Raw genomic sequence first — 16,985 nt, 5'->3', positions numbered from 1 at the left:
TGCAGAGTCAGACGACCTTGCGGAGGGTGAAGCCGCGCGGAGTGGCCACGAATCCGGCCTCCTGTAGGGCGACGGCGAGCGGGGTGCCGTACACACCCTCGCCGTTGATCTTCTCGACGGTCAGGGTGTCGAGGCGTCGGGTGCGCGCCGTCGCGGCCAGGTCGGCGGCGGCGGCCCGCAGCACCTCTTCGTCGTCGCTGAACGACAGCACGGTGCGGCCGCCGCGCTCGAGGGAGAGCACGAGGGCGCCGTCGACCAGCACGACCAGTCCTCCCGCCTTGCGCCCCGGCCGGTGCGAGACGCCGTCGAGCTTGGGCCATCCGAGCGCCGCGCCGTAGGGATTCGCGGGGTCGGTCGCCGCGAGCGTCACGGCATGCCGGGGTGGTGGATCGGCGAGCCCGGCGTAGGTGCGCAACCGATCGACCGTGCCGGAGGCGGCGAACTGTGCGGCGCCGAGCTTCTCGATCACGTAGCCGCGGCGGCAGTGCCCTGCTTCTTCGAACCCGGCGAGAACGCGGTACGCCTGGGCGAAACCACCGGGAACGCCCTCGGCCTGCACGGCGCCGCGGGTGACCACGCCGTAGCGGTCGAGCAGGAGGCCGGCGGTGACCGTGGCCCTGCGCGCGGCATCCGTTTCGAGGGCGGGGAGCATCGACCAGCGTCCGCCGATCGACGTGGGGCGGGGTGCAGCGGAACCCGTGAGCGACATGCCCCGATAGGTGCGGGCACGCGGAGCCCTGCGCTTCACCTTGTGGGCTTGGGAGCCGCCGGCCAGCAGCGAGCGGATCGGGGCGAAGGTGTCGTTGGTGACGTAGCCCGACCACGTGAGCGACCACAGCGCCTCGAGCACGGACTGCTCGTTCTCGGCCGCCGCCATCTCTTTCAGCTGACTCGCGAAGTAGGCGCCGCCGACGTCGAGTGCGATGAGGATCCGTGACTCCAGCGAATCGGGAGCGATCTCGGCCTCGCGCTCGGGAAGGGTGAAGGGCGCGAGGTCGACGGGATGCATCGAGACCCAGCCGTCACGTCCCGGAAGGGTGCCGTGTCCGGACCAGATGACCTCGCCGGCGGCCGTGAGCTCGTCGAGCAGGGCGGGGGAGTAGTCGCGCACCCTGGACGGCAGCACGAGCGACTCCCACGCGCTCGCGGGGATCGGCACTCCGGCGAACTGCTCGATCACGCTGAGCACCCCGTCGACGCCCTCGAGCGGTCGGCCGATGTGCTGCCAGTCGGGGAGGAAGCGCGCGTATGCCTCGGGAGACACCGGCTCGACCGAACCGCGGATCGCCGCGAGCGAGCGCATCCTGAGCCGACGCAGCACCTCGGAGTCGCACCACTCGATCGCGTCGCCGCTGCCCGCAGCCTCCGGCAGGAAGTAGCCGCTCGTGAGCCGTCCGGTCGTCTCCAGCCGCTGCAGGGTGTGCCGGGCCACTGCGGCGCCGAGGCCGAACCTCGTGGCGACGGCATCCGTCGTGAACGGGCCGTGCGTGCGCGCGTGGCGGGCGATCAGGTCGCCGAGCGGGTCGGCGACCGGTTCCAGGAAGGCCACGGGGATCCCGGTGGGGAGTGCGGCGCCCAGTGCGTCGCGCAATCGCCCAGCGTCTTCGATCGCGGCGACACGGTGCGCGCCGGCGATCGTCACCGGGATCGCCCGGCGCGCGCTCACGAGCTCGTCCAGCAGGGCGGAGGCGGTGGCCGCGTCGACGGTCTCGCTCGTCTCGCCGGCGATGCTCGCGGGGTCGAGGCGCAGGGCGACCTCTTCGGCGTCGAGGGGTCCGAGCATGCGCAGGAGGTCGGCGACCCCCTCGAGCCCGCGCGCTCTGCGATCGGAGTCGAGGCGCTGGGCCTCGCGCTCGAACTGGGCGATCACGTCGGGGTCGAGCAGCTCACGCAGCTCGACGGTGCCGAGGAGCTCGCCGAGCAGCGCGGGGTCGACCGACAGTGCGGCCGCCCTGCGCTCGGCGAGGGTGAGTCCCCTTCGTACATGAAGGCGCCCACGTAGCCGAACAGCAGGTCTCGCGCGTAGGGCGACGGCTGGCCCGGTTCGGTCTCGACCAGCCGGATGCGGCGGTCGGCGATCGATGTCGCCAGCTTCCGCAGCGACGGGAGATCGTAAACGTCCTGCAGCACCTCGCGCAGGGTCTCGAGGATCACCGGGAACGTCGGATGCCGTCTCGCCACCTCGAGGAGCTGCGCCGACCGCTGTCGCTGCTGCCAGAGCGGGGTGCGCTTGTTCGGGTTCATGCGCGGCATGAGCAAGGCGCGTGCGGCGCACTCGCGGAACCGTGAGGCGAACAGGGCGGAACCGCCCACCTCCTGGGTGACCACATGCTCGAGCTCTTCCGGGTCGAACACGAACAGCTCGGCTCCAGGCGGCTCGGCCTCGGCATCCGGGATCCGCACGATGATGCCGTCGTCGCTCGCGACCGCCGACCCCTCGACGCCGAGCCGTTCGCGCACGCGGGCGTTGATGGCGAGCGCCCAGGGCGCGTGCACCTTCATGCCGTACGGGGAATGCAGGATCACGCGCCAGTCGCCGACCTCGTCGCGGCCGCGCTCGACCGTGAGCGTGCGGTCGGTGGGGAGTGTGCCCGTCGCCTCGCGCTGCTCGGTGAGGTGCGCCATGAGGTTCGCACGTGCCTGCTCGTCGAGGCCCGCGTCGATCAGCCGCTGCTGCTGCGCCTTCTCGGGGACGGCGGACGACACCTCCCGCGAGAACGCCCCCAGCGCCTCACCGAGCTCGAACGGACGCCCGATGCCGTCGCCATGCCAGAACGGCACCTTTCCCGGCTGGCCGTATGCGGGGATCACATTGACGCGGTCGTGGGTGATCTCGGCGATGCGCCAGCTGGTGGTGCCGAGGGTGAACACATCGCCCACCCGAGACTCGTAGACCATCTCTTCGTCGAGCTCGCCCACCCTGGCGCCCGTCGACTCGCCGGCGACGAAGACTCCGAACAGTCCGCGGTCGGGGATCGTGCCGCCACTGGTGACCGCGATGCGCTGAGCGCCGGGGCGCCCGGTGAGAGTGCCGGCATCGCGGTCCCACACCAGTCGTGGCCGCAGCTCGGCGAACTCGTCGGAGGGGAAGCGGCCAGCCAGCAGATCGAGCGTCGCCTCGTAGGCCGATCGCGGAAGCGACTGGAAGGGGGCGGAACGGCGCACGGTCTCGAACCACTCCTCGACGCTGATGGCGCCGAGGGCGCTCGCGGCGACCGTCTGCTGCGCCAGGATGTCGAGCGGATTGCGCGGCACCTGGATGGCCTCGATCTTGCCCGCCAGCATCCGCTCGGTGACGATCGCGGTGTGCAGCACGTCTCCGCGGTGCTTGGGGAAGAGGGCGGCGCGACTGATCTCGCCCACCTGGTGGCCGGCGCGACCCACACGCTGCAGGCCGGAAGCGGCCGACGGGGGAGCCTCGACCTGGATGACGAGGTCGACCGCGCCCATGTCGATGCCGAGCTCGAGGCTGCTCGTCGCGACGACGCACCGCAGCACCCCGACTTGAGCTCCTCTTCGACCTGCGCCCGCTGCTCCTTCGAAACCGAGCCGTGGTGGGCCTTGGCGAGCACGGGGTCGGCACCTGCGGTCGCTCCCGCCTGCGCCATCATGGCCGCAGGCACGGTCGCCGCCGGAAGCTCGACGCCGATGCGCTCGGGTAGATCTCGTTCAAGCGCCCTGTGAGGCGCTCGGCCAGGCGACGGGAGTTGGCGAACACGATGGTCGAATTGTTCTGCAGGATGCGGTCGACGATCGCCTCCTCCACATGCGGCCAGACCGACCCGGTGACCTCGCTGTACTCGGCGTCCGCTGCCTCGCCGGGGACACCGGGAGGCGGCGGTGGATTGGTCATGTCGTCCAACGGCACGACGACACCGAGCTCGAACGTCTTCGACGCCGGCGGTGCGACGATCTCGACCGGCGCCGCGCCGCCGAGGAACCGGGCCACCTCGTCGATGGGGCGGACCGTCGCCGAGAGCCCGATCCGCTGTGCGGGTGCGTCGATGCCGTTCGCGCGGCGGAGGGCGTCGAGACGCTCAAGGCTCACGGCGAGGTGGGCACCGCGCTTGGTCGCCGCGACGGCGTGCACCTCGTCGATGATGACGGTGTGCACGCCGCGCAGCGTCTCGCCCGCGCGGCTCGTGAGCATGAGGTACAACGACTCGGGGGTCGTGATGAGGATGTCGGGCGGATCGGACACGAGCTTGCGTCGATCGCTCGACGTGGTGTCGCCCGACCGCACCCCGACGGTGACAGCGGGCGCGGGCACGCCGAGCCGCCGGGCCGACTGACCGATGCCGATCAGCGGGGAACGGAGGTTGCGCTCGACGTCGACGCCGAGCGCCTTCAGCGGCGAGATGTAGAGGATGCGCGTGCGCGGATCGCCCTTCGCCGGAGGGGCCGCCTCGTCCATGCGCTCGCGGAACACGCTGTCGATCGCCCACAGGAATGCGGACAGGGTCTTGCCCGAGCCCGTGGGCGCGACCACGAGCGCGTGCTTGCCCGCGGAGATGGCATTCCACGCGCCCGCCTGCGCCGGCGTGGGCGCGGGAAACGCCCCCGGAACCAGTCTTGCGTGGCGGGGGTGAAGCGGTCGAGCACATCGCTCATCCCTCCATCATGCTTCCTGCCACCGACATCGGGGCCGCGACGTGCATCGCGACCGGGCCGTCAGACGACTTCGCGCAAGGCTCCCTCCTGGTCGATCTCGAGCGTGAGGTCGAGGTCGAGCCGTGCGAGGAACGCGTCGTCATGGCTCACGATCAGCACAGCGCCGCGGTAGGCGCGGAGCGCTTCGACGAGCTGGTCGACCGTGTCGAGGTCGAGGTTGTTCGTCGGCTCGTCCAGCACCACGAGATGCGGCGCGGGGTCGGCGAGCAGGAGCTTCGCGAGGGCGACCCGGAAGCGCTCGCCGCCGGACAACGAGGCGACCGGTCGCTCGGCCGTCGCCCCACGGATCAGGAACCGTGCGAGCCGGTTGCGCAGCTCCTTCTCCGGCATGTGCGGTGCCGCAGCCGCGATGTTCTCGAACACCGAACGATCCTCGTCGAGGCCGTCGACCCGCTGCGGCAGGTAGCCGATCTGGTCGGTGCGGGCTTCGGCGACGAGCATCGGGCGCTCGCTGCTCGTCGACTCCGCCGCCGAGTCCGTGCCGGCATCCGCCTCCGGGGTGATCGCGGCGGACTCCGACGAGACGACTGCCGCGCTCGCGACCAACCGCTCGAGAAGCGTCGTCTTCCCCGCGCCGTTCCGCCCGATCAGGGCGACGCGCTCCGGGCCCTGGATCACCCAGGTGCGCTCCGCGTCGCCGATCTCGGCGATGCGGCGGGTGCGTGAGACCTGCGGATCGGGTAGCTCGATCTTCATCGAGCTGTCGGACCGCACGCGCCGACCGGCCTCGTCGAGCATCGAACGCGCCGCGTCCTCCTTCGCGCCGACCTCGGTGCGGAGCTTGCCGGCAGACACCTCGGCGGCCATCTTCCGGCCGTGCGCGATGATCTTCGGCACCCGCTTCTCGATCTGTGCTTTCTTCGCCATGCGGGCGCGATGAGCGAGCTTGACCTCGGCCTCGATCCGCTGGCGCTTCTCCTTGCGGAGGGCCTGGGCGGCGGCGACCTCTGCCTGCTTCGCGGCATCCTGCTCCGTATCCAGCCACGCCCGCCACTCGGAGTACGGACCGCCGAACACGCTCAGCGTCTGGGCGTACAGCTCGGCGGTCTCATCCATCAGTTCGAGCAGCGAAAGGTCGTGGCTGACGACGATGAGCGTTCCCTTCCAGGCGCGCACCATCGCCGCGAGCTTCGCCCTGGCGTCGCGGTCGAGGTTGTTGGTCGGCTCGTCGAGGAGGGTGATCGGTGCGCGGCGCAGACGGATGCCGGCGATCGCGACGAGCACCGCCTCGCCGCCGGACAGCTCTCCGACCCTGCGGTCGAGGAACTCCGGGGCGAGGCCGGCCTCCGCCAGCGACGCCTCGGCGCGCGCCTCGATGTCCCAGTCGTCGCCGACCGCGTCGAAGTGCGCGGGATCGACGTCGCCCGCGCCGATGGCACGCACGGCGTCGAGCGCCTCGGACACCCCGAGAAGCTCGGCGACGCGGCGGTCGACGTCGAGGGTCAACTGTTGAGGGAGGTACGCGACCTCGCCGGAGGCCGTGACGGTGCCCGAGGTCGGAGCGAGCTGCCCGGCCATCAGACGGAGCAGCGTCGACTTGCCGGCGCCGTTGCGACCGACGAGGCCCGTGCGGCCGGAGCCGAACGCTCCGGAGATGCCGTCGAGAGCGACCGATCCGTCCGGCCGGGTGAAGGTGAGCCGGTCGAGGACGACCGACGCGTGAAGGGTGGTGGGGGTTGACATGAGTGTCTCCTGTCGAGTGCGAGGGTGCACTGACACCGAGCCCCTGCCGGGCCGTGAACGCATCACGGAATGCGGTGGGGAGGGTCTGCCGTGGAGTCGGCGATCGTCGGGTCAGCGCGCGGAAAGAGGAGCGCGGAGGCGACGGATCAGATCAAAGGACTTCCAGACACGGCGGACAGGACTCCCCGACGATACCCGGGCGTGTCGCCGTTGCGCAACCCGGGCGTGTCGGAGCTGGGTCTCAGCGACCGGGGAGCACGACGGGTGCACCGGTATCGGGGTCGGCGATCACTCGCGCCTCCAGGTCGAACAGCTCGGTGAGCAGCCGCGCATCGACGATGTCGCGCGGTGCGCCCTCGGCGACGATGCGCCCGTCCTTCATCGCGACTAGGTGCGAGGCGTAGCGGGCGGCCTGGTTGATGTCGTGCAGCACCACGACGACCGTCCGCCCCTCCTGGTGCAGCCGGGTGACGAGTTCGAGCACCTCGATCTGATGCCCGATGTCGAGGAACGTCGTCGGCTCGTCCAGTAGCAGGATCGGGGTTTCCTGGGCCAGCGCCATCGCGATCCAGGCACGCTGGCGCTGTCCACCGGAGAGTTCGTCGACGTTGCGCTCGGCGAGGTCGGTGACGTTCGTGGCCGCCATGGCCTCCGTGACCGCCCGCTCGTCGTCGGCCGACCAACTCGAGAGCACGCTCTGATGCGGGTAGCGGCCGCGTCCGACGAGGTCCGCGACCGTGATTCCCTCGGGGGCGAGCGGGCTCTGCGGCAGTAGACCCATCCGCCGTGCCACCTCCTTCGTCGACAGGCGGGTGATGTCGCCGCCGTCCAGGAGCACGCGGCCTCCGGTGGCGGGGAGCAGCCGGGCAAGCGCGCGCAGCAGCGTCGACTTGCCGCAGGCGTTCGGCCCGACGATCACCGTGAGTTCGCCATCGGGGATCCGAACGTCGAGTCCGACGAGCACCCCGCGTCCGCCGTAGCCGGCGCGCAGGTCCTCGGTCGCGAGTCGTGTCATCGTCGTCCTCCTCCGGTGAAGCGCCTGCTCTCGCGCGTGAGCAGCACGAGCAGATAGAGGCCGCCGATGCAGATCGTCACGGCACCGGTCGGCAGGGTCACGTCGGGGATCGCATGCTGGGCGATCACATCCGCGACGAGCAGCAGCACCGACCCGGTCAGCGCGGCCCCGACGAGGTCGACCGAGGTGCCGCGCCCGGTCAGCCGCTGCCCGATCTGCGGGGCGGCCAGGGCCACGAACGCGATCGGCCCCGCGGCGGCGGTCACCGCGGCGATCGCGGCCACCCCGAGCAGCATGAGCATGCCGCGCGTGCGTTCGAGGGGATGCCGAGCATGGCCGCGGCGTCGTCGCCCAGCTCGAGCCGTCGCATCCGGCGCTGAGCGGCGGGTGCGCACAGCAGTACCGCGGCGATCGCGATCGCCGCGAACCCGAGAGTGGTCCAGTCGACCGCCGCGAGGGATCCCGCGCCCCAGACGGCCGCACGCAGCGCGAGGTCGACGTCGGCCCTGGTGCTGAACCATGTGTTCAGGGACTGCAGGAGCGCGCCCATCGCGATGCCGACGATGATGAGCCGGAACCCCTGCATGCCGCGGCGGAACGCCAGCAGGTAGACGATCGTCGCGGGTCAGCACGCCGCCGATCAGCGCCCCGGCGGCGTAGGCGGCATAGCCGGTCGCGCCGGTCAGCATCATCAGGATCACGCCCGAGTACGAGCCGGTGCTGAAGCCGATCACATCCGGGCTGCCCAGGGGTTGCGGGTGAGGGACTGGAAGATGCTGCCCGAGATGCCCAGCGCCGCGCCGAACAGCAGCGCCGCGACCACCCGGGGCGCCCGCCACTCGATGACGACCTTGCGCACCGCACCTTCGGACTGTCCGAGGAAGGCGCCGATCACCTCACCGGCGCTCACTCCGTAGCTGCCGAGCGTCATCGCCCAGACGGCGAGGCCGAGGGAGAGCGCGATGAGCGTCGCGCACACCAGCAGCATCCGGCGGGTGGTGCGCACCGAGAGGGGCCCGCGCGCAGGACGAGGGTCGCGCTCACAGGGCCTTCGCCTTCCGGCCGCGGACGAGCGCGATGAGCACGGGCGCGCCGATCAGCGGCAGCATCACGCCGACCTGCAGCTCGGCGGGGATCACGAGGATCCGTCCGAGGATGTCGGCGCCGAGCACCAGGGCGGGCGCGAGCATGGCGGAGTACAGCGTGATCCAGATCCAGTCGGGTCCGGTGATCCATCGCACGGCGTGGGGGACGACCAGTCCGACGAACACCAGGGGTCCGACGGCCGCCGTCGCCGCGCCGCACAGGAGCGCGACGGCCAGGATGATCGCGACCCGTGTGACGCCGAGCCGTACCCCGACGGCCCGCGCGGTGTCTTCACCGAGTGCGAGGGCGTTCAGCGGACGCGCGCAGAACGCCGCGATCAGGAGTCCGACCGCGATCGGCACGAGGATCGCGTCGATGGTGCCGCTCGGGCGATCGGCGAGCGTGCCCGCACCCCAGAAGCGCATCCGGTCGAACGTCTCGGTGTCGATGAGGGCGAGCGTGTGCGAGAACCCGGTGAGCACAGCCGCGAACGCCACACCGACCAGCGTCAGACGCACTGGAGACCCCGTACCACGACCGGCGCCGGCAGCGAGGTAGACGAGAGCGGACGCCGCGATGGCGCCGACGAACGCGAACGGCAGGTACTGGTCGATCCGGGTGATCCCGAGGAAGGCCACCGCGAGCGTGACCGCGAAGCCCGCTCCGGCGTTCACCCCGAGGATGCCGGGATCGGCGAGCGGGTTCCGGGTGAGAGCCTGGATGAGCGCCCCGAGACTCCCAGCGCGGCGCCCACGAGGAGGCCGAGCACCGTGCGGTCGACGCGGGCGCTGGTGACCGTGACCTGGCTCACCGATCCGTCCGGTGCCACGAACGCCTTCCAGACCACGTCGAGCGGCAGCGCGGCCGACCCCACGACCACGCTCAGCACACACAGTACGGCGAGGAGCAACAGCGAGACGACGAGTCCGAACACCCGGCGCCGGGTACGCGTCTGCCGAACGCCGGATCCGGTGGCCGGCTCGGTGCGCGTGGCGGTGGTCATGGGGCTCCTCTGGACGCCGAAACGCTAACAGCTTCGACCGTCGCGCCGTGCGGTTCAGGCGTCGGTGAGGGCGCCGCGGGCATCGGCAGTGAGGCGGTCGGAGGGGATCCCGGTCTCTCGGCTGAGGGCCTTCACGAGCCCCGACCTGGTGCGGAAACCCGAGAGCCGTGCTGCCGCGGTCAGGTCGCCGCCCCCACCAGGTGCGCGACCGCGGCATTCATGCGAGCCCGACCCCGCCAGCGCGAGAACGACCAGCCCGTCTCCGTGACGAAGATGCGCTGCACCTGGCGGGCGCTCATCCGATGGCGTGCCGACAGCTCGTCGAGGGGGAGAGGCAGACGCAGAGCATCTTTCGCGAGACGCTTGGCGGCCGGATGCTCGGGGTACACGACGGGGAAGTACGGGCGTGACACGGTCTCCAGAACGCGGGCGATCGCCCGGCGGAACGGCAGGATCTGCTCATCGGTGCTGGGCGCTGCGACGAGCGCGGTGGTCATGACGTCGACGAGTGCGGGGACCACACCGAGCACGCGGACGCGCGTCGCGGGCGATGCGGCATCCTCGAGGATCGGCCCCAGGACCGTCCCGCCCTCGCGCACCCTGACCGCGTGAGGGATGTGCGGCTGCAGCCAGGCGGCCTCGTGCCGGCCGAGCGGGATGTCGACGCCGTCGACGGTCAGCACGGCCGACCCCGTCACCACGTAGACGACGTGCGGCTCGTCGTGCTCATGGGTGTCGTGTCCGAGGAAACGGATCGAGTTCTCCGGGACGGTGCCGGCGAGGGCGGTGGATCGCACGCGGTTCCCCTCCGAGACATGTCGTATCCGTCCGCGTCGATGTCGCATGCGTCACGATTCGACCGGTTAGTGAGAATAGCCTTACCTTACCCGAGCGGCGCCGTCCGTCGCCTGCCCGCCGGTCCCTGCACCCGTCGAACCCGAGGTCTCTCCATGTCCAGATCCTTCCGCCTTCTCGCCGCGCTCCCCGTGGTCGCCCTGTTCGCCCTGGCATCGTGCGCCGCCGATCCCGCCCCCGAGTCGGGAGCCGGCGCATCCGAAGAGGCGACGACCCGCGTCGTCACCACCGAGCAGGGCGAGGTCACCGTCCCCGCCGATCCGCAGAAGGTCGTGGTGCTGAACTACGCACTCGCCGGCTACCTCTACGACCTCGACGTGCCGGTCGCGGCGCTCACCTCCGAGGACTTCGGCTACGAGGCGTCGTTCTCCGACTTCTGGGCAGAGGATGCCGAGAAGCAGGGCACCGAGTTCATCACCTGGAGCGGCGACGGCTTCGACCTCGAGGCGATCCTCGCGCTCGAGCCCGACCTGATCGTCGGCGGTGGCATCGGCTTCCCGCTGTTCCTCGCCACCGATGCCTACGACGACCTCAGCGATATCGCGCCCACCGTTCTGGTGAGCGGAGACAAGGCGACATGGCAGGACCAGTACTCGTTCCTCGCCGAGGACGTCTTCGGCAAGGGCGAGCTCTATGACGAGGCGCTCGCGGCGTACGAGGACCGCGTGGACGAGGTCGCGGCGAACATCACGGTCCCGACCGCTCCCTCCGCTTTCCTCTCGATCCTCCCCGACGGCACGGTGTACGTCGCCCGCGAGGACATGGGCCTTCCCGTGGTGTTCGACGCCGTCGGCATCGAGGCCGCACCGCTCTTCGCCGAGGGCGGCTACGAGCCCTACACCCCGGGCGGCGACTCGTTCGAGCTGTCGACCGAGCAGGTCGGCCAGGTCATCACGCAGCCGACTGTCTTCATCACCGGCTTCAACACCGACATCGGCGACATCGACACGCTGTCCGAGAACCCGGTCCTCGCCGCGCTCCCGGCGTTCCAGGACGACGCCGCCTACGTGCTGCCGTACTGGGTCGCCCGTGGCGACTACGACGAGGCGCTGGCTCTGCTCGACATCATCGAGGAGCTGTTCGGCTGAGATGGCACAGCGCGCATTCACCTCCCATCCGCTGGTCGTGCGCCGCGTGGCGGTGCGCCGCATCGAGGAGATCACTCCTCGGATGCGGCGCATCGTCGTCGGCGGAGACGGGCTGGGAGAGGCCACTGTCGACGGGCACGTCCACCGGGCCTTCGCGGCCCCGGGATTCGACGACCACATAAAGCTGATCTTCGCCGCGGACGGCGACCTCGATTCGGCGCTCCCTATCCAGCTCCCGCACGGCATCGAGTGGACCGCCGCCGAGAACCGGCTCGCCCGCGACTACACGCCGCGCTGGGTGGATGTCGGCGGCGGCGAGATGGCGCTCGACTTCGTACTGCACGGCGACGGGCCCGCCGCGTCCTGGGCGCAATCGGCCGCGATCGGCGACGAACTCTCCTTCGTGGGGCCGAAGTCCTCGCTGCGGCTGCCGGAGGAGCTCGATTGGATCGTGCTGATCGCCGACGAGACCGGCCTCCCCGCGGTCGGGCGCTTCCTCGACGAGCGTCCGACCGACGCGGTGGCGCATGTACTGCTGCTGGTCGAGGACGATGCCGCCCGCCAGGAGCTGAGCGTCCGTCCCGGTGACACCGTGACCTGGGTGACCGCGCCCGGCGGCGACGCGGCGGCGCTCGAGGAGGCCGTCCGCAACCTCGTGCTTCCGACCGAGGGCGAGGGCTACGCCTGGGCCGCCGCGGAGAGTCGTGCACTGCTGCCGGTGCGACGCTTCCTGCAGCGCGAGAGGGGACTCGCGAAGGATCGCCTGAACATCACCGGCTACTGGCATGCGGAGACGGCGTCGGTGGGGGATGACGCATCGGCGCCGGAGGATCCCCGGTGGTCGAGCCGGCGTCTCCCGTGCCCTGGCTCGTCGTCAGAGCGGCCGTCCGGCTGGGCGTGGTGGATGCCTTGGCCGACGGCCCGCTCCCGCTGTCGACGCTCGCCGGGGGACTCGGGGTGGCCCCGCGGTCGCTGGACGCGCTGCGCGGCATCCTCACCTCCGCCGAGGTGATCGCCGGGGATGTCGACGCGCTCTCCCTCGGGCGCTTCGGGGAGGAGCTGCTCGAGGAGCATCACCGCGAGGAATTCGGGACTGGAGGCAGAGGCCGTGCTGGCACTGCGCGACCTCGATCACGCGCTGCGCGACGGCGTCTCGCCGTGGCAGCGGGCGCACGGCGACACCCTTGCGGCGCAGGCGCAGACCGATGCCACGCACGTCGAAGTTCTCGTGGAGGATGCCGGCCGGCTCGCGTATCTGCTCGACGGCTTCGTGGCGGACCCGATGTGGGACGACGTCTCCGGCCTGCTCGTCGTCGGTCCAGGCGCTCCTGCCGTCGTGGGCGCTTTCGAGGACGGATCACGGGGCGGCATCGACATCGCGCTTCACGAGCACGGCCTGGTGCGTGACGCGATCGTCGAGGACGCGGGTGACGCCGCGACGGTGTGGGACGGCCGTCCGGTCGAGGTCGCCGTGCTCGCCCTCGCCCTCGCGCACCGGACCGATGCCGAGGCGGTCACGCTGCTCGATGAGCTCGCCCCGCACGCGTCGCGGGTGGTCCTCCTCGAGTCGAGCAGGCCCGATGCGCTCAGCCCCGATGCCGAGGAGCACCGGATCGTCGGCTTCGCGATGACCGGCGCGCCGTTCCGCTCCAGCGAGCGGCTGGGTGAACTGGCAGCGGCTGCGGGATGGACGTGGGAGCGGGCGGAGCCGCTCGGCTGGGGAATCGAGGCGACCATCCTCGTCCGCTCCTGAAAGACCGTCTCGGCGGCGGCACCGCGTTCCTCGGAGGGTGCGCAGCGGTGCCGTCGCCGAACGCCGGACCGGCTCAGTCCTTCGCGATCCCCTCGATCCACTTCGTGAGGAAGCGGTGCACGTCGGCGAGCTCTTCCTCGGAGATGCTGTGCGTGAGCCCCGTGTACACCCGGCCGGACAGGTCGGAATGCGCGGGCAGCCACTGCGCCGTGTGCTCGACGAGTGCGGGCGGGATGACATCGTCGTGCGTGCCGCGGCCCCAGAACACCGGCGGTCGCAGCTCGGCCAGCGCCTCATCGCCCGGAAGCTCGCCCGACGCGGCGTATCCGCTCAAGGCGACCACTGCGCCGAAACGGTCGGGTGCCAGGCGCAAGGCCTGCAGCGACACGGCGGCACCCTGCGAGAACCCGAGCAGCGCGACCGAGGGGGCGTCTCGCGCGACGTCGTCGAGCCAGCGCAGGAACGCCTCGGCTGCGACGGTCACCGCCCCGGGGCTGCGACCGTCGAGTCCCTCGATCGCGTACCAGGAGCGCCCAGGCATGGGCCATGGCGGTGCGAGAGGAGCCGCGACGGATGCGACGGCGATCCCCTTCGGGAGATGGGGGACGAGTCCGAAGAGGTCGTGCTCATCCGCCCCGTACCCGTGCAGCAGCACCAGCAGCGGCATCCGGTCGCGGTCGAGGTGCGACCACCGGGTCGCGCTGTCGTCGATCGTCAGGTTCTCGCTCACACCGCCATCCTGCCAGGGGCCGCCGACGTGCTGCCGGTGTCGATCGGGGGAGGTGGCTGGTAGAAAGGACACATGGCGGTCCGCACACCTGATCCCGAGCCGGAGCCCGAAGACGACGGTCTCGGAGGCTTCCGGGATGCGAACCCGCCCGTTCCGGATGCGAACCCCGGCTGGCTGAGCGAGTTCGAGCTCGAAGAGGCGCGGCGCCGACTGCCCATGCTCTATGTCGAGGCGATCCCGGTGCGCACCGACGGCTCGGGGCAGGTGACCGAGATCGGGATACTGCTGCGCTCGACGCCGATGGGTGAGATGACCCGCACGATCGTGTCCGGGCGCGTCCGGTTCGGCGAGACGATCCGCGATGCGCTGTTCCGGCACGTCGAGAACGACCTCGGGCCGATGGCCTTCCCGCTGCTGCCGCCGCAGCCGCTGCCCTTCACGGTGGCGGAGTATTTCCCGATCCCTGGCGTGAGCGCTTTCCACGACGACAGGCAGCACGCCGTGTCGCTGGCCTTCGTGGTCCCGGTGACCGGCACGTGCGAACCGCGTCAGGACGCGCTGGAGGTCACCTGGTTCTCGCCGGAGGCCGCGGGGTCGGATGCCGTCGCCGCCGAGATGGAGAACGGCAGGGGCACGCTGATCCGTCAGGCGCTCGCCAGCCTCGGCCTCCTCCGCTGACACCCCCTCCTCCGCGCCTCCGCCGAGGGGCGTCGTACCGATCTCACCGTCGACTCTTGCGCCGTCGAATCTAATGGGCTAGAAAGTAGACCATTAGTCCAATCGGCAAAAGGATGCTTGACATGGATGCTTCGACAACGACGTCTCGTGGCACGGAACAGCCCACAGAGCGCAGTCTCCGCGGGAACCTCGGGGCGGTCTCCGTCACCTTCATGGTGATCGCGGCCGCTGCACCGCTCACGGTCGTCGGGGGACTCGTCCCCATCGGCTACCTCGTGGGCAACGGCATCGGGTTCCCGGTCATGTTCCTCGTGGCCACCGTGATCCTGCTGCTCTTCTCGGTGGGCCTCACGGCGATGAGCCGCTACCTCCCCAAAGCGGGATCCTTCTTCGTGTTCGCCACCCACGGGCTCGGCCGTACACCCGGTCTGGCCACGGCGTACCTGGCGCTGGTCTGCTACACCACCGTCCAGATCGCGGTGTTCTCGTACCTCGGTGCGACCATCAGCTCCAGCATCGTCCTCCTCGGGGGTCCGGAGATCCCGTGGTGGCTGCTCACGCTCGCCTCGGTCGCGCTCGTCGGCGCCCTCGGCTACCGGCAGATCGAGCTCAGCTCGCGCGTGCTCGTGGTGGTGCTGCTCGCCGAGATCGGCATCGTGGTGCTGCTGGGCGTGGTGATCCTCCTCACGGGCGGGGCCGACGGTGTGACCTTCGGCTCGTTCCTGCTGCAGAACGTGCTCTCCGGCGCCCCAGCGCTCGGACTCATGTTCGCGATCGCGAGTTTCATCGGGTTCGAGTCGACCGTCGTGTATCGCGACGAGGTGCGCGACCCCGAGCGCACGATCCCTCGCGCCACCTACGCCTCGGCCATCGTGATCGGCGTGTTCTACGCCTTCGCCGCCTGGGCCATCGTGGTCGGGGTCGGGGAGGGCGCGGTGATCGACGAAGCCGCTGCCGACCCGACCACCCTGATCACCCGCGTCACCGAGCAGTACCTCGGACCTATCGGGTCGATCGCCGTCGCGGTGCTGTTCCTCGGGAGCATGTTCGCCGCGGTCCTGTCGCTGCACAACGTGCTGACCCGTTACCACCACTCGATGGCCAATGCGCGTCTGCTCCCCGACCGGGTCGGGGCCGTGCACGGCCGTCACGGCTCGCCGCACGTCGCGTCGATCGTGCAGGTGGCGACCTCCGGCATCGCGATCATCGTGCTCGCCCTGATCGGCTTCGCGCCGGAGAACATCTTCTCCTGGTTCGCGGGCATCGGCACCCTGGCCATCGTGATCCTGATGGCGGTGACCTGCCTCGCTGTGGTCGTCTACTTCGCCCGCACCAGGGCGCTGCGGAGCCCCTGGCACACCGTGATCGCCCCCGCCCTCGGATTCGTCGGACTCGCGGTCTCTGCCGTGCTGATCGCGGCCAACTTCCCGCTGCTCGTGAGCGATGTCGATGCCGACGGCAACCCGGTCTGGGGTCCGATCAGCATCACGCTCGTCGCGGTCGTGGTGATCGCCCCGGTCATCGGCCTCGTACAGGCGGCGATCATGCGCGTGAAGGCCCCGGAGGCGTACGCCCAGATCGTGCGCCGCTTCGACGAGAACGCCTGACCTCGCAACCGCCCGCTCCGCACGCCCGCACTCGAAGGATGGACATCATCAACACCCCCGCCCTGCCCCGCCCCCTGATCGGCGTCTCCGGACGACGCCTGCGCGGCGCCGCGATCGGCGCACCGCACGGCTTCGCCGACGCACCGCTCGAGGCGTACCTCAGCGAGTATGCGACCTCGGTGCTCCGCGCCGGCGGCCTCCCCGTGCATCTGCCGATGGACGCCGAACCGGCCGAGCTCGTCGAACGACTCGACGGCGTCGTGATCGTCGGAGGCGACGACGTCGACCCCCGCCTGTACGGACAGGTGCCCGGTCCGTTCACCCCGCTGGTCGATCCGCAGCGTGATGCGTTCGAGGCCGGGCTGATCGAGGCCGCGATCGAGGGCGGGCTCCCGCTCCTCGGGGTGTGCCGCGGCGCGCAGCTGCTCAACGTCGTCCGCGGTGGCACGCTGCGCCAGCATCTCGCTCCGGGCGAGGGCGAGTCGCACGGCTCCTACGCCTACCCTCGCGCGCATCGTGTGCACGAGGTGAGACTCTCCGCCGGCAGCGTGGCACACGCGCTCTACGGCGAGAGCACACGCGTCAACTCGTTCCACCATCAGGCGGTCGACGTGCCGGGGCATGGCGTGATCGTGACCGGCTGGGCGCCGGACGGGGTGGTCGAGGCCATCGAGCTCGAGGGGCGTCCGGTGGTCGGGGTGCAGTGGCATCCCGAGACGTTCGACGGCGACCCGATCTTCGGGTGGCTGGTCGACCGGGCACAGGCATATGCGGCGCACGGCGCCGCTTCCCAGACGCAGAACGTCGCCTAGGCGA

General features: G+C 70.8%; 10 protein-coding genes and 3 pseudogenes. 6 read left to right on the top strand and 7 right to left on the bottom strand.

Features of this window, described 5'->3' with window-relative positions:
- Nucleotides 1-7: 7 nt before the first annotated feature.
- From K1X59_RS16305 to K1X59_RS16280, 6 genes and pseudogenes are all read right to left on the bottom strand, one after another.
- Nucleotides 8-4,611 (bottom strand): annotated as a pseudogene (locus tag K1X59_RS16305) (ATP-dependent helicase).
- A gap of 60 nt (nucleotides 4,612-4,671) precedes the next feature.
- Nucleotides 4,672-6,354 (bottom strand): ABC-F family ATP-binding cassette domain-containing protein, encoded by a 1,683-nt coding sequence (locus K1X59_RS16300; RefSeq protein ID WP_183150818.1) that lies wholly within the window; start codon nucleotides 6,352-6,354, stop codon nucleotides 4,672-4,674.
- A gap of 241 nt (nucleotides 6,355-6,595) precedes the next feature.
- Nucleotides 6,596-7,369 carry an ABC transporter ATP-binding protein gene (locus K1X59_RS16295; RefSeq protein WP_183150817.1) on the bottom strand — a complete coding sequence of 258 codons (774 nt, stop codon included), beginning with the start codon at nucleotides 7,367-7,369 and terminating at the stop codon, nucleotides 6,596-6,598.
- Nucleotides 7,366-8,300 (bottom strand): annotated as a pseudogene (locus tag K1X59_RS16290) (FecCD family ABC transporter permease). The gene K1X59_RS16295 and the pseudogene K1X59_RS16290 overlap by 4 nt, the downstream one beginning before the upstream one ends.
- Before the next feature lie 109 nt (nucleotides 8,301-8,409).
- Nucleotides 8,410-9,458 (bottom strand): annotated as a pseudogene (locus K1X59_RS16285) (iron chelate uptake ABC transporter family permease subunit).
- A 179-nt stretch (nucleotides 9,459-9,637) separates the two neighbouring features.
- A complete protein-coding gene (locus K1X59_RS16280; RefSeq protein WP_202045316.1) occupies nucleotides 9,638-10,255 on the bottom strand; it encodes an AraC family transcriptional regulator in 618 nt (205 codons plus the stop codon).
- Nucleotides 10,256-10,408: 153 nt separating this feature from the next.
- On the opposite strand from K1X59_RS16280, the gene K1X59_RS16275 reads away from it, so the two are divergent.
- From K1X59_RS16275 to K1X59_RS16265, 3 genes are all read left to right on the top strand, one after another.
- Complete coding sequence (locus K1X59_RS16275) at nucleotides 10,409-11,401, top strand: ABC transporter substrate-binding protein (RefSeq protein WP_183150815.1); 993 nt, start codon at nucleotides 10,409-10,411, stop codon at nucleotides 11,399-11,401.
- 1 nt (nucleotide 11,402) lies between these two features.
- Nucleotides 11,403-12,413 carry a siderophore-interacting protein gene (locus K1X59_RS16270; protein WP_220173587.1) on the top strand — a complete coding sequence of 337 codons (1,011 nt, stop codon included), beginning with the start codon at nucleotides 11,403-11,405 and terminating at the stop codon, nucleotides 12,411-12,413.
- A gap of 96 nt (nucleotides 12,414-12,509) precedes the next feature.
- On the top strand, nucleotides 12,510-13,154 hold the full coding sequence (locus K1X59_RS16265) for a hypothetical protein (RefSeq protein WP_220173586.1): 645 nt from the start codon (nucleotides 12,510-12,512) through the stop codon (nucleotides 13,152-13,154).
- Between the two features lie 73 nt (nucleotides 13,155-13,227).
- Here K1X59_RS16265 and K1X59_RS16260 read toward each other — a convergent pair whose 3' ends face one another.
- A complete protein-coding gene (locus tag K1X59_RS16260) occupies nucleotides 13,228-13,884 on the bottom strand; it encodes an alpha/beta hydrolase (RefSeq protein WP_183150814.1) in 657 nt (218 codons plus the stop codon).
- 72 nt (nucleotides 13,885-13,956) lie between these two features.
- Here K1X59_RS16260 and K1X59_RS16255 point away from each other — a divergent pair, with 72 nt between their 5' ends.
- The 3 genes from K1X59_RS16255 (at nucleotide 13,957) to K1X59_RS16245 (ending at nucleotide 16,981) form a co-directional block, all read left to right on the top strand.
- On the top strand, nucleotides 13,957-14,562 hold the full coding sequence (locus K1X59_RS16255) for an NUDIX hydrolase family protein (RefSeq protein WP_183150813.1): 606 nt from the start codon (nucleotides 13,957-13,959) through the stop codon (nucleotides 14,560-14,562).
- Between the two features lie 122 nt (nucleotides 14,563-14,684).
- Nucleotides 14,685-16,169 carry an APC family permease gene (locus tag K1X59_RS16250; protein WP_183150812.1) on the top strand — a complete coding sequence of 495 codons (1,485 nt, stop codon included), beginning with the start codon at nucleotides 14,685-14,687 and terminating at the stop codon, nucleotides 16,167-16,169.
- Nucleotides 16,170-16,207: 38 nt separating this feature from the next.
- Entirely contained in the window at nucleotides 16,208-16,981 is a 774-nt protein-coding gene (locus K1X59_RS16245; RefSeq protein ID WP_220173585.1) for a gamma-glutamyl-gamma-aminobutyrate hydrolase family protein, read from the top strand.
- Nucleotides 16,982-16,985 lie beyond the last annotated feature (4 nt).

It is taken from the genome of Microbacterium sp. Se5.02b (assembly GCF_019464375.1).
GTDB lineage: Bacteria > Actinomycetota > Actinomycetes > Actinomycetales > Microbacteriaceae > Microbacterium.
This window is presented reverse-complemented; position numbering and strand designations above follow the sequence as displayed.